Annotated in this window: 14 protein-coding genes; 12 read left to right on the forward strand and 2 right to left on the reverse strand. The window is 73.6% G+C overall.

Features of this window, described 5'->3' with window-relative positions:
* Positions 1-466 precede the first annotated feature (466 nt).
* The 10 genes from AB0P35_RS30715 to AB0P35_RS30760 all read left to right on the forward strand — a co-directional run bounded on the left by AB0P35_RS30715 (position 467) and on the right by AB0P35_RS30760 (position 9,471).
* On the forward strand, positions 467-1,369 hold the full coding sequence (locus AB0P35_RS30715) for a lytic polysaccharide monooxygenase (protein ID WP_363517265.1): 903 nt from the start codon (positions 467-469) through the stop codon (positions 1,367-1,369).
* 177 nt (positions 1,370-1,546) lie between these two features.
* On the forward strand, positions 1,547-2,122 hold the full coding sequence (locus tag AB0P35_RS30720) for a hypothetical protein (protein ID WP_363517268.1): 576 nt from the start codon (positions 1,547-1,549) through the stop codon (positions 2,120-2,122).
* Between the two features lie 165 nt (positions 2,123-2,287).
* On the forward strand, positions 2,288-2,731 hold the full coding sequence (locus AB0P35_RS30725) for an SRPBCC family protein (RefSeq protein ID WP_363517271.1): 444 nt from the start codon (positions 2,288-2,290) through the stop codon (positions 2,729-2,731).
* 259 nt (positions 2,732-2,990) lie between these two features.
* Positions 2,991-4,148, forward strand: a complete 1,158-nt coding sequence (locus AB0P35_RS30730; protein ID WP_363517274.1) for an aromatic ring-hydroxylating dioxygenase subunit alpha — start codon at positions 2,991-2,993, stop codon at positions 4,146-4,148.
* A complete protein-coding gene (locus AB0P35_RS30735) occupies positions 4,145-4,378 on the forward strand; it encodes an amphi-Trp domain-containing protein (RefSeq protein WP_363517277.1) in 234 nt (77 codons plus the stop codon). Before AB0P35_RS30730 ends, AB0P35_RS30735 begins: the two co-directional genes overlap by 4 nt.
* A 540-nt stretch (positions 4,379-4,918) precedes the next feature.
* Positions 4,919-6,478, forward strand: a complete 1,560-nt coding sequence (locus tag AB0P35_RS30740) for an ATP-binding protein (protein ID WP_363517280.1) — start codon at positions 4,919-4,921, stop codon at positions 6,476-6,478.
* A complete protein-coding gene (locus AB0P35_RS30745; protein ID WP_095871184.1) occupies positions 6,475-6,882 on the forward strand; it encodes a roadblock/LC7 domain-containing protein in 408 nt (135 codons plus the stop codon). Before AB0P35_RS30740 ends, AB0P35_RS30745 begins: the two co-directional genes overlap by 4 nt.
* Complete coding sequence (locus AB0P35_RS30750) at positions 6,879-7,238, forward strand: DUF742 domain-containing protein (protein ID WP_095871185.1); 360 nt, start codon at positions 6,879-6,881, stop codon at positions 7,236-7,238. The genes AB0P35_RS30745 and AB0P35_RS30750 overlap by 4 nt, the downstream gene beginning before the upstream one ends.
* Complete coding sequence (locus AB0P35_RS30755) at positions 7,219-7,836, forward strand: ATP/GTP-binding protein (protein ID WP_095871186.1); 618 nt, start codon at positions 7,219-7,221, stop codon at positions 7,834-7,836. The genes AB0P35_RS30750 and AB0P35_RS30755 overlap by 20 nt, the downstream gene beginning before the upstream one ends.
* Before the next feature lie 138 nt (positions 7,837-7,974).
* On the forward strand, positions 7,975-9,471 hold the full coding sequence (locus AB0P35_RS30760) for a cytochrome P450 (protein ID WP_363517285.1): 1,497 nt from the start codon (positions 7,975-7,977) through the stop codon (positions 9,469-9,471).
* 22 nt (positions 9,472-9,493) lie between these two features.
* Here the strand turns inward: AB0P35_RS30760 and AB0P35_RS30765 are convergent, their stop codons facing one another.
* Complete coding sequence (locus AB0P35_RS30765; RefSeq protein ID WP_363517390.1) at positions 9,494-9,823, reverse strand: helix-turn-helix domain-containing protein; 330 nt, start codon at positions 9,821-9,823, stop codon at positions 9,494-9,496.
* A gap of 152 nt (positions 9,824-9,975) precedes the next feature.
* Here AB0P35_RS30765 and AB0P35_RS30770 point away from each other — a divergent pair, with 152 nt between their 5' ends.
* A complete protein-coding gene (locus AB0P35_RS30770; RefSeq protein ID WP_363517393.1) occupies positions 9,976-10,833 on the forward strand; it encodes an SDR family oxidoreductase in 858 nt (285 codons plus the stop codon).
* 150 nt (positions 10,834-10,983) lie between these two features.
* Positions 10,984-11,853 carry a universal stress protein gene (locus tag AB0P35_RS30775; protein ID WP_363517288.1) on the forward strand — a complete coding sequence of 290 codons (870 nt, stop codon included), beginning with the start codon at positions 10,984-10,986 and terminating at the stop codon, positions 11,851-11,853.
* A gap of 199 nt (positions 11,854-12,052) precedes the next feature.
* On the opposite strand, the gene AB0P35_RS30780 is transcribed toward AB0P35_RS30775, so the two are convergent.
* On the reverse strand, positions 12,053-12,970 hold the full coding sequence (locus tag AB0P35_RS30780) for a MerR family transcriptional regulator (protein WP_363517291.1): 918 nt from the start codon (positions 12,968-12,970) through the stop codon (positions 12,053-12,055).
* Between the last annotated feature and the right edge of the window lie 244 nt (positions 12,971-13,214).

Here is a 13,214-nt window from a genome sequence, read left to right on the forward strand (position 1 = left end):
TGCAGATGTCGCAATCCACACCGAGCCAGAAGGCCCTCACTCATTTCAAGATCACCAGACCGTGAACCCCGTCACCAACCTCCATGGTCAGTACAGCTATAGATCGCCCTCAGAGGTCAGATCCAGAGGGTCTTGTCACGGCGGGTTAGCCGGTCAGAGCCCTTCGTTGAGGGCTGCGACCAGCACGGCCGCCTCGTAGCGGACGGCAAGCTTGTCGTATCGCGCGGCGACGCCTGAGGCGGTTGATGCCGCATTCGACCGCGTGCCGTTCGCGGTTGGCCGCCACGGGGACCCGAGCCTCGGCCGGCCCCAACTGCGAGGCCGTACCGACCCCTTGCCAATTGGTATAGGCCAATCGTAGGCTCCGAGCGGCTGACGGTGCGTCGGGTCCGCATCGCCGCGCCCGCAGGCTCCCCGGGTTCGCACCTCTCCCCCACAACCGGCCCGAATCCGTACGAGGAGAACCATGTCCTGGACCCGCAGAGTCCTTGCCGCCGGCGTGCTGACGGCCGGAGCGCTGGCCGCCACGGCCGGTCCGGCGAGTGCCCACGGCTCGCTCTTCGGCCCCACCAGCCGGGTGGCGGCCTGCTACGCCGAAGGCCCCGAGCACCCGCAGTCCCAGGTCTGCAAGGACCTGGTAGCGATGAGCGGCACCCAGCCGCTGTACGACTGGAACGAGGTCAACATCGCCGACGCCGCCGGCCGCAGCCAGCAGATCATCCCGGACGGCAAGCTGTGCTCGGCCAACCGCGACAAGTACAAGGCGCTCGACATGGCCCGCACCGACTGGCCTGCCACCACCGTCACCGCGGGCACCAACTCCTTCAACTTCCGCGTCACCGCGCCGCACCAGGGCGTCATGACGCTCTACATCACCAAGACCGGCTACAACCCGACCCAGCCGCTCAAGTGGACCGACCTCGACCTGGCCAGCCCGGTCGCGCAGTACGCCACCGGGCGGACCGCCACCAACGGGTACTACACCTTCACCGGCACCCTGCCCAACCGCACCGGCCGCCAGCTGGTGTACCTCGTCTGGCAGCGCACCGACAGTCCGGAGGCGTTCTACGGCTGCTCGGACGTCACCTTCGGCGGCACCGCGACCGCCGCGCTCGCGACCGCGCACTCCCCCGGCAACCCGACCGAGCAGCAACTCACCGCCGACGCTGCCAAGTCCACCGCGGCCTACCACGACCACGGCGCGGCGGCGGCCGCGCCCGCGGACCTCGCGATGGCCCCGGCCTCGCTCGCCACCGACTCCGCCTCCTCGGCCGCGCTGCTCGGCCTGGTCGGCCTCTCCCTGGTCTCCGCCGGCGTGTCCGGCGTCTACCTGTACCGCCGCACCCGGACGGTCGCCGCCGCCGCCTGACCACGGATCTGATCACCCGGCCGGTCGGCCCGTGGCCCTGCAGGTGCGCAACTGCAGGGCCACGGAGTGGTGTTGATCACCTCACCGACTGATCACAGCTCCGCAACACGCCGGACCCGGCGGCCCGGCGCAGCGGTAGCGTCGGGGCGCTTCAGCCCGCCCGTCCCTGGGGAGCCCATGCGCCTGAGTACCACCACCCTCGCCCGCACCAACCTTGTCTGCGCCACATTTGCCCGCACCGCACTCGTCTGCGCCGCCGTCCTCGCCGCCGCCACGGCCTGCGCCGAGCCGGGATCGTCGGCCTCGTCCGTGACCGCGGGGGCGGCTCCGGTCTCCGGCCCCGCCAAGGCGGTGGGCGATGCGACCGCCGTGACCAAGCAGCTGCTCGCCACCGGCCTGCCGGTGAAGCTGACCGTCGCCTACACCGACGCCGACGACCCGGAGCGCCGCCTCGGGCAGCCCCACCAGTACGTCTCCAAGACGGCCTTCGACGACACCCGGGTGTCGGGCAGCCCGCTGGCGAAGGAGGACGCGGTCGGCCACCGGCGCGACGCGGTCTCCTACGGCGGCACGGTCGAGGTCTTCGCGACCTCCGAGGACGCCGAGGCACGGGTGCGGGACATCGGCGGCGAGCAGCAGTCGTCCGGCGCTGCCAGGCCGGACTACCTCTACCGCTCGGGTGTGGTCGTGGTCCGGGTGTCCCACCTGCTGACCCCCGAGCAGGCGCGGGCCTACGAGGCGGCGATCGGCTGAGTGCCCGTGCCCGGTGCCTCCGTCGGGCCCGTCCCCGACGGAGGCACCGCCCGGGAACGAGGTCCCGCCCGAAGCCGCCGCAGCGCCTCGCCCCAAAGGAGGCACGGGCACGGGACCTCTGGGATCCTGGCCGTACCATGCCCCCACGCACCGCGAGGAGCGGCCATGTCCGGACAGTTCGAGGCGACCGTCGAGATCGACCGCCCTGTCGAACAGGTCTTCGCCTACCTGGCGGACGGCCGGCACGACCCCGAATTCAGCCCCCGGGTCCAGGAGATCAGCAAGACCCCGGACGGCCCGACCGCCATCGGCACGGTCTTCCGCAGCACGGTGAAGGACGCCGGGATGAAGTCGTCCCGCGAGTTCCGGATCACCCGGTTGGAGGCACCGCGCACCGTCCGGTGGGCGGAGCAGAGCAAGAACCTCATCACCGCCGAGGGCGGCTACGACCTCGAACCGCTACCGGACGGCCGGACCAGGGTCCGGATCTTCAACGAGCTCGAGGGCCACGGCCTCGGCAAGCTCCTGCTCGGCCCCGCCCTCCACGCCGCCCGCAAGGACGCGCCCGCCTTCGGCGACCGCATCAAGTCGGCGGTCGAGCACTCCTGACGGATCATCACTTCGGTGCCCCGCTTCGGCGCGCCACTTCGGAGGGCCCGGCCGGACCGGCGCCGAGGCCTGCCGGCCAGCCGGCGCGGTTGCCGTCGTCCCGGGCTGCGGCGACCGTGGGAAGGTGGAGTGCCGCCGCGGCGTGCGGACCAGCACCGGGACGGCCCTGCACCGAGCACGCCGGCCGGTCGCGCGCACCCTCCCGGACACCGCAGTCCCGCGGGTGCGCCCTCCCGGCCCGAGCGCAAGGGAGCAGTACATGACCGAGGCCCGCCCCGGAACCGACCGGCATGTCACCGACGGCACCTCTCGGTTCCCGGCACGGCCGGAGGGCGACCGCCGCGAGGCCGTCGCCGACCTTCGGCGCGTCGGCATCAACCCGGACTTCTGGTACCCGGTGGCCCTGTCACGGAAGATCGCGAAGCAGCGCACCTTCCCCGCGGTGTTCGCCGGCGAGCGGATCGCCCTGTACCGCGGCCGCAGCGGCCGGGTCTACGCCCTGGAGGACCGCTGCGCGCACCGCCAGGTACCGCTGAGCATGGGCGTGGTGGAGGACGAGATCCTGCGCTGCTGCTACCACGCCTGGGCCTACCGCGGGAACGGGCACATCTCGCAGATCCCCTACCTTCCGAAGGGCTGCGAGCGGCCGCCGCGCGGGGTGCGGTCGTTCCCGGTGCGGGAGGCGTACGGCCTGGTGTTCGTCTTCCCCGGCGATCCGGCGAAGGCCGATTGGGCGCCGTTCCCGGTGCTGCCGGAGTACGACTCGCCCGCGCACCGCACGATGACGTTCTCGCGCACGGTGCGGTGCCACTACTCGTTCATGCACGAGAACCTGCTGGACATGAACCACCAGTTCCTGCACCGAGGCGTGCTGGGCAGGATCCAGCCCGAGCTGCTCGGCTACGAGAGCGGCCCGGACTCCGTGGAGGCGCGCTACCTCTTCGTGCCGGCCGGAGGCAGGAAGGACCGCGGCGCGGGCCTGCTGTCCGCCGAGGGGTTCGGCGGCAAGCAGAGCCCGGACGTCATCACCATCCGCACCGGGTACCCCTACCAGACCCTGCACGACGTCCCGGAGAGTGCCGAGCTCCCCGCCTTCTCGCTCTGGGCGGCCTACGTGCCGGAGGACGCCGAGCAGCGCACCAACCACGCCTACGGGCTGCTGATGATCGCCAAGCCGCCCGTCCCCGGGGCGCTCCACCTGGCCTGGCCGTTCATCCGGCGGTTCACCGAGCGGGTGTTCGCCCAGGACAGGACGGCCGTCGAGGCCGAGCAGCGGGCCTGGGACGAGCAGGGCGGCGACCGCAACCACGAGGTGTTCCCGCTGATCCTGGACGTCCGGGACGTGCTGCGCAGCAACGGCGTACCGATCCGGTCCCACACACCCGTCAACGGCTCGACCGAGCGGAGGCGTCCGTGAAGGATCTCAAGTTCGAGCAGAAGCGCTCGCTGTCGCGGATCGAGGCCGCGGCGCAGCTGGAGGCGCTGGCGGCCGCGCTGCGGCACGGCGGTTCGGCGGAGTTGGAGCTCGGCCCCGGGGTGCTGACGCTGCGCATACCCGACGAGCTGCACACCGAGCTGGAGGTGGAGGCGGGCGAGGGCGAGATCGAGTTGGAGATCGAGCTGAAGTGGTCGACCGGGGCCGACTGACGGCCCGGCCCACCACTGAAACTCAACAACTCGTCGGGCAAGTCGAGCGGGAGTAGCGGGAAGGCCGCGACTCCCGCCGGTCCCCTGTCCGTCCGCCCCGTGGATCACGCCCTACCACACGATCCGCATTCGTTGCGGCGATCCCGCCAGAATCCGCTCGCACGAGCGAATCCGGCGCCGGACCCCGGCATGACAACTCCCGGTGCGGCAAGTCTGGTTGGCGACAGCGACCGACGAGCCGACGGCCCGCCCTTCGCCTGCCTCCGACAGGCGTGCGAATACCTGGCATGTCCCACAAGATTGCGCTAAATCACCTGTACAGCAGTGTTTTTGAGTGAGTGTCAGATATGTCCTGAAACCGGCTATGCTTCTTCCGGCCCGGCCGCCACACCACCGTTGCACCACCGCTGCACCGCCGTTGCACCAGGTCACCGCGGTGGACGCGGGAGCCGCGCCGCGTGCCGAGACGCAGCCCCACGCCTCCGGAGGGCCCGCCCACCCGTCCGTCCCCCCTGCTCGCTCGATCGCTTGAGGATGCCGATGCTTCATGCTGGATCGTCTCCCGCCAACCGGGTCTCCGCTCCTGCCCTCGGATGGCTCCTGCCCACGGTGGTGACGGCTGCGGCCGCGGTCGTCGCCGTTGCGGTGGTCTCCGCCGGCGCCCGCGCGGGAGTCGTCTGGTGCGGGCTGGCGGGCACGGCGGCGGTGGCCGTGGTGGCCGCCGAGGCGGCCCGGCGGGGGCGCGCGCTGGCGGCCGCGCGCGAGCAGTTCGCCCGGCGCGAGGACGAACTGCGCAGCCGGCTGGCCCGGCAGGAGGCCGAGGCCGTCCAACTGGCCAGGGTCGCCCTGCCCGAGGCGGTGGCCCGGCTGCAGCGCGGCGAGTTCCCCGAGGACGTACTGAAGGCCTACGAGTCCCAGGACACCGGCGAGGCCACCGACTTCCGGGCCGCCCGACAGGCCGTGCTGCGCACCGTGCTGGACGCCGTCGACAACGAGGAGGGCATGCGCGAGTCCGCCCAGCGGGCGTTCGTGAACATCGCCCGCCGGGTCCAGGCGATCGTCCACCGGCAGGCCCAGGACCTGCGCTCCATGGAGGACAAGCACGGCAACGACCCGGCCGTCCTCGACGACCTGCTGCTGCTGGACCACGGCAACGCGCTGATCGGCCGTCTCGCCGACAGCATCGCCGTGCTCGGCGGCGCCCGGCCCGGCCGCCAGTGGAGCCGGGCCGTGCCGCTGTACAGCGTGCTGCGCGGCGGCATCTCGCGGATCCTCGACTACCGGCGGGTGGAGCTGCACCCGGTCTCCGAGGTCGCCGTCGTCGGCCCGGCCGTCGAACCGCTCATCCACGCGCTCGCCGAACTGCTGGACAACGCCACCCGGTACTCGCCGCCGCACACCAGGGTGCACCTGTCCGCCGCCGAGGTGCAGGCCGGGATAGCGATCGAGATCGAGGACGGCGGTCTGAGCCTCAGCGAGGAGGGCCGCGCACGTGCCGAGCGGATGCTCCGCGAGGCGCAGGCCGGCATCGACCTCAACGACCTCGGCGAGACCCCCCGGCTCGGCCTGGCCGTGGTCGGCCGCCTCTCCCGGGCGTACGGGTTCCAGGTCTCGCTGCGCCCCTCCGCGTACGGCGGTGTCCGCGCCGTGCTGATCGTGCCGCAGGAACTCATCACCACGGCGCCCGCCACCGGCAGGGCGCACGGCATCGGCGCCGCCGCCGGCCTGCGGCCGCTCACGGGTGCCTTCCCGCAGCCCGCCACCGGGCCGCGGCCCCACGGGCAGACCACGGCGGGCGCGTTCTCCGCCGGGTCCTCCTTCGGTTCGGCCGGCGGGGTCCTCGCGGACTCGAACCGGACGGCGAACGAGTTTCCGGCGGTGATCGAGCGGTCCCCGAACGGGCTCCCGCAGCGCCGCCGCCACGCCAGGTCCTCCCGGCCGGGCCCGGTGGAGGTCTCCCCGGTCCCCGAGCCGGCCCAGGCACCGGTGCAGCCCGGCATGTGGCTGGCCGCGTTCCACGAGGGGGTGAACGGCCACGCGCCGTCCACCGGTGCGGGGGACCACACCAGTGAAGAGTCGGCAGGGAAGGGCGAGCAGTGATGCAGCAGCGCAGCAACATGGACTGGATGCTCAAGGAGCTGGCGAACAGCGTCCCGCACACCCGCCACATCATCGTGCTGTCCGCGGACGGCCTGCGGATGGCGCAGTACGGTACCGACCCGGACACCGCGGACCGCCTGGCCGCCGCCTGCGCCGGTCTGCAGAGCCTGGCCACCGCGGTGGGGCACGAGTTCCCGCACGGCGACGGCCGGATGCGGCTGGTCGTGATCGAGGTCAGCGGCGGCTTCTTCTACCTGATGTCGGCCGGCGCCCGGGCCTACCTCGCCGTGCTCGCCGACGAGGGCGTAGACGCTGGCCTGATGGGCCAGCGGATGCGGGACCTGGTCGCCCGGATCGGTGAGCATCTCAGTACACCGCCGCGCAACGGCGAGCAGGTCGCATGAGTGCAGGCGACCAGGATTGGGACGAGGGCATCCCCGAACGTCTCTATGTGATCACGCGAGGCCGCAGCGGCCTGGCCGAACAGGCCACGTTCGACCTGGTCACCCTGATCGTCTCCCGCTCCGAACCGGCGCCCACGATGCAGCCGGAGCACGCGGCGATCCTGCGGATCTGCGGATCGCCACTCTCCGTGGCCGAGATCTCCGCCTACCTGCGGCTGCCGACCAGCGCGGTCACCGTGCTGCTGGCGGACCTCCTCGCCGAGGGACGGATCGAGGCGCGCTCCCCCGTCCCGCAGGCGATCCTTCCCGAGCGTGCCCTGCTGGAGGCGGTGATCCATGGACTTCAGAGGCTCTGACACCATTGCGGGGCCGGAGCGGGCGGACCTGCTCCCCGACTCGGCCACCATGGCGGTCAAGGTGGTGATCGTCGGCGGGTTCGGCGTCGGCAAGACGACCCTCGTCGGGTCGGTGAGCGAGATCCGACCGCTCACCACCGAGGAGACGATGACGCAGGCCGGTGCGGACGTCGACGACATCGCCGGGGTCGAGCGCAAGACCGAGACCACCGTCGCGATGGACTTCGGCCGGATCAGCATCACCGACGAACTGGTGCTCTACGTCTTCGGCACCCCCGGGCAGGAGCGGTTCTGGTTCCTCTGGAACGGGCTGTTCGAGGGCGCGCTCGGTGCTGTCGTCCTGGTCGACACCCGCCGGCTGGAGGTCAGCTTCGACGTCATCGGACGGCTGGAGGACCGCTGCGTTCCGTTCGTCGTCGCCGTCAACTCCTTTCCGGAATCCCCCGGTTACCCGACCGAGGAGCTGCGGGCCGCCCTGGACCTGCCCGCCGAGGTGCCGATCGTCGCCTGCGACGCCCGTTCCCGCGAGTCCAGCCGGGACGTCCTGCTGACGCTGATGCGCTACCTGTACGGCCTCTCGGCCGCGGCGGCACGGTGACCCGGCCGCCCGCCGCCCCGCCTGAAGACCGGACCTGACGACCCGACCTGACGACCCGACCTGACGACCGTTCACGACGCCCTCCACCGACCCCGATCGCCTTGACGACCCTGCCCCCACGCCGATTCCGGAGACACCGTGACCACTCCGTTCCCCGAGCACTCCGCACCGACACCGCCGCCCGGCTGCCCCGCCCACGGTCTCGGACCCGACGGCCTGCGCCGTCTCTACGGTCCCGAGGCCGAGGCCGACCCGGCCGGCCTGTACGAGAAGCTGCGCGCCGAGCACGGCGAGGTGGCGCCGGTGCTGCTGCACGGCGACATCCCGGCGTGGCTGGTCCTCGGCCACTCCGCGAACCTCGCCGCGATGCGCACGCCCTCCCGGTTCTCCCGGGACTCGCGCCGCTGGACGGCGTTCCAGAACGGCCTGGTCACCGCGGACTCCCCGCTGATGCCGGTGGTCGCCTGGCAGCCGCTCTGCGTCTTCGCCGACGGCGAGGAGCACCGGCGGCTGCGCGGCGCGGTCACCGACGGCCTGAACCGCTTCGACCGGCGCGGCATCCGCCGCTACGTCACCCGCTTCGCCGACCAGCTGATCGAGGAGTTCGGCCCGTCCGGCCACGCCGAGCTGATCTCCCAGTTCGCCGAGCACCTGCCGATGCTGGTGATGACGCAGCTCGTCGGCATGCCCGAGGAGTACGGCCCACGGCTGGTCGAAGCCGCCCGGGACCTCATGAAGGGCACCGAGACGGCGATCGCCAGCAACGAGTACGTGGTGGACTCGCTGCGCCGGATGATGGAGCGCAAGCGGGTCTCCCCCGGTGCCGACCTGGTGACCTGGCTGATGCAGCACGAAGCGGGTCTCACCGACGACGAGGTGATGGAGCACCTGCGGGTGGTGCTGCTGGCCGCGAACGAGACGACCGTCAACCTGATCGCGGACGGGCTGAAGATGGTCCTCACCGACCGGCGGTTCCGGGCCCACCTGTCCGGCGGTCAGATGACCCTGCCCGACGCGCTGGACCAGGTGCTCTGGGACTCCCCGCCGATGATGCTGGTGGCCGGCCGCTGGGCCACCGGCGACACCGAGCTCGGCGGGCAGCGGATCAAGGCCGGCGACATGCTGCTGCTCGGCCTCGCCGCCGGCAACGCCGACCCGGCCGTCCGGCCGGACCTGTCCACGCCGCTCTTCGGCAACCGCTCCCACCTGGCCTTCGGCAGCGGCCCGCACGAGTGCCCCGGCCAGGACATCGGCCGGGCCATCGCGGAGACCGGTATCGACATCCTGCTCACCCGGCTGCCGGACCTCCGACTCGCCGTCCCCGAGCAGGAGTTGACCTGGACCTCGGCCTGGATCTCCCGGCACCTGGTCGAGCTGCCGGTGAGCTTCTCCCCGCGGACGGCCACGGCGGACACCGCGCCCGGCACCACCGCCCCGCCGGTCACCCCGGCCACCCCGCCTGCCACGCCCGCGCCCGTCACTCCGGCAGCGCCCGCCGCCCCGGCAGCGCCTGCGCCCCAGGCGGCACCTGCCGCGCCGCCCGCCGCCGGGCCGGTGTCCGATCCCGCCGGGCCGGCCGTTCCGCGTCAGCGGCTCGGCTGGTGGGACACCCTGGTCCGGCTGTTCCGGCGCTGACGCCCCGGATCCGTGGGCGCCGTCAGCGGCTGTCGTAGGAGCGGCGGGCGGCGTCCACCGCGGGGAGGGAGCGCTCGACCCAGTGGGCGAGGCCGCCGACCAGGTCGGCGGCCTGCTCACCGAGCGGGGTGAGGCTGTAGTCGACCCGGGGCGGGATGACGGGGTGGGCCTCGCGGTGCACGAAGCCGTCCCGTTCGAGGGTCTGGAGGGTCTGCGCCAGCATCTTCTCGCTCACACCGGCCACCGCCCGCCGCAGCTCGCTGAAGCGGTAGCCCCGCTCGCGGAGGGCGATCAGCACCAGGACGCCCCAGCGGCTGGTGACGTGCTCCAGGACTCCGCGCGAGGGGCACATCCGGTCGGTGACGTCGCCGAGGAGGGGGGCGGGGACGGATTCGAGCTGGGTACTCACCTTCATATCAGTACCGTACTTCAAAGTGGGTACTTTCGAACGGTTAGTGCTGCCCCTACGGTGGTGGTTGAAGTCGAAACCACCCGAGGGAGCGCATCGTGATCGTCGTCACCGGAGCCACCGGACAGCTCGGCCGCCTGATCGTCGAAGGACTGCTGGAGCAGGTGCCCGCACAGGACCTGGCGGTGGCCGTCCGCTCGCCGGAGAAGGCCGCCACGTGGGCGGCACGCGGCGTCGAGGTCCGTGAGGCCGACTACAGCCGCCCGGAGACCCTCGACGGCGCCTTCCGCGCCGGCGAGACGGTGCTGCTGGTCTCCGGCAGCGAGGTCGGATCCCGGGTGCCGCAGCACACCGCCGTGATCGACGCCGCCGTGTCGGCCGGGGTCGCCCGCCTCGTCTACACCGGCGTGCTGGGCGGCGACGAGGCCACCTTCGACCTCGCCGCCGAGCACCGGGCGACCGAGGCCGCGATCCTCGCCTCCGGCCTGCCGTACACCCTCCTGCGGAACGGCTGGTACACCGAGAACTACACCGCCGGTGCGGCCGGGGCCGTCGAGCGCGGCAGCGTCGTCGGCAGCAGCGGCGACGGCCGGATCGCCACCGCCTCCCGCGCCGACTACGCGGCCGCCGCCGTCGCCGTCCTCACCGGCGCGGGCCACGAGAACCGCGCGTACGAGCTGAGCGGCGACACCTCCTGGAACCTCGCCGAGTACGCGGCCGAACTCGCCGCCCAGTCCGGCCGCCCGGTCGCGTACCTGGACGTCGCCCCGCAGGAGCACCTGGACGCCCTGGTCGGCGCCGGCCTGCCCGCGGGCTTCGCGGCCGTCCTGGTCGACGTCGACGCGGCCATCCGCCGCGGCGAACTCGACCGCGACCGCGGCGTGCTCTCCACCCTCATCGGCCGCCCGACCACCCCGCTCGCCGACACGGTGAAGGCCGCCCTCGGGGCCTGACCGCACCGCGCACGCCGCGGCTGGCCGTCTGGGCGGCCAGGGACCTTCGGCCCTCCGTGCGGTACCGGCCGGTCCTGGTGACGCGACGACCGCGGTGCCGAGGATGGTCCTGCGCCCCTGCCGCGCAGGTCACCTCCGAGAGGAATTGCCATGCCCCAGTACGTTCTTGCCGGGATCGACGGCTCGCCGGAGAGCACCGCGGCGGCCCGGTGGGCGGCCGAGGAAGCCGCCCGCCGGGAGCTGCCGCTGCGCCTCGTGCACGCGCAGACCTGGCTGGACGACGTCCACGCCGGCGCCGGGCAGCCCGCGGACGTCCGCGGCCTGACGCTGGGCATGCTGGCCGACGCCCGCACCGAGGTCCGCACGGCGCACCCGGCGCTGGAGGTCCGGGCCGACCTGATCGGCGGCGGCGACCCGATCGAGGTGCTGGTCGAGGCCGCTGCCTCGGCAGAGCTGCTGGTGGCCGGGTCCCGCGGGCTCGGCGGGTTCGCCGGGCTGGTGGTGGGCTCGGTCGGCCTGGCCCTCGCCGCGCGCTCCGAGGCGCCGACCGTCCTGGTCCGGTCCACCGGGGCGCACCGGCCGGGCCCGGAGGGGACGGCCGTGGTGGTCGGGGTCGACTCCCGGTCGTCGGCGCCCGACGTGCTCGACTTCGCCTTCCGCGAGGCCTCCCGGCGCGGGTCGGTGCTGCGCGCGGTGCACGGGTGGACCCCGCCGCCGGTGTGGGGCTACGCGGGCGTGATCACCCCCCAGGTCGAGGCGGAGCAGTTCGGGGCGATCGAGGCGGAGCTGTTGCGCGAGGCCCTGACCGGCTGGCGGGAGAAGTACCCCGAGGTGGCCGTCGTCGAGGACTGCCGGATCGCGGGTGGAGCGGAGGCGGTCGTGGACGCCGCTGCGGACGCGGCACTTGTGGTCGTCGGCCGGCGGCGCCGCCGCCACCGGATCGGCATGCAGCTCGGCCCGGTCGCCCATGCGGTGCTGCACCACGCACAGGCCCCGGTCGCGGTCGTCCCGCACGACTGACCGGGGCGCCGGACGCTGGACGCTGGACGACGGCGGTGGACGCGGCCGGCCCTGTGGTGGCGCACCCCCGGCGCGAGTTCTCACGGGCGGACCGCGAGACCGTGACAACGCCGTTCGAGGCGACACCGCGCACATCTCCGAAGGCCGCACCGGGCGTGCAGGCGCGCGGCCCGGCGGACGGCGGGGACGGCGCGGCGCCTCAGGTGAGCAGGTGCTCGATCCGGTCGAGGGCGCCGGGCAGGTCGCGCGGCCGCAGGATGCCGGTGCCGGGTTGGCGGCCGGCCCAGCCCGGGCCGGCGGTCAGGACGACCGGGCGGGAGCGGGACCCGCGGCCGCCCCAGGCGGTCTCGGCGGTCCGCCGGGCCAGTACCCGGTCGGCGGTGTGCTTGGCCTGGGACCAGATCATCACCGCGGCCGGCCCGGTCCTGCGGACCGCCTCCAGCAGCGCCTCGGCCGGCACCGCGGCGCCGAACATCCGGTAGGGCAGGCCGCGTTCGGCCAGCCCGGCGGCGACCGCCTCCAGCGGGAGGGTGTGCAGTTCGGCCGGCATGCCGACGAGCAGCGCGGGCGGGCCCGACCGGGGCGGTTCTGGGCGGTCGGCGACCCGTCGCAGTGCGGTGGAGACGTGCCAGGACAGCAGGTGCTCGACCTCGACGTACCGTTCGCCCTCGCCGGCCCACTTGCGTCCGGCCGCGCGCAGCGCGGGCATCATGACCTCCGTCCAGGCGGCCACCACCCCCATCTCGTCGACCACCTGACGGAGGATCAGTGCGACCTCGACGGTGTCGAGGCGGACGGCGGCGCGGGTGAGGCCGCGGCACTCCGGGCGGACCGGGCCGGCCGGCGAGGCGGTGCCGGGGTCGAACGGGTCGCGGCCGTCGCGGTACGGGGTGCCGGGAGGCTGTGGGGGTCCGGTCCGGGCGGTGTCGAGGGCCAGCCGCGCCGCCTCCCCGGGTGGTACGCCGCGCGCGGTCAGTCGGCGCATGGCCTCGAGGACGGTGACGTCCTGCGGGCTCCAGCGGCGGTGGTGGCCGGTTTCGCGCAGGGCCGGTCCGATGCCGTACCGCCGCTCCCAGGAGCGGACCGTGGTCGGCGAGACGCCGAGCCGACGGGCCACTCCCCCGGTGGTGAGGCTGGCCCCTGCGAGCGGCGGAGCGGAATCGGCTCCGGGCAGGGGCACGGAAGCTCCGGCGGGTGCCGGGCCGCCGCGCACGCCCGTGGCGCTCACCATGCGGCGCGGCGGCGGGAGGCTCGGACGGGTGCGGCGCAAGCCATGACTCTCCTCCTCGCGCTCGGTCGGGGCCGCCCGGCGGTCGCGGCAGTCCTTCGCTCCGCCGGTGGCCCACCTCCGTCCAGCATCG

Origin of the sequence: Kitasatospora sp. NPDC085879, assembly GCF_040686255.1 — a bacterium.
Lineage (GTDB): Bacteria > Actinomycetota > Actinomycetes > Streptomycetales > Streptomycetaceae > Kitasatospora.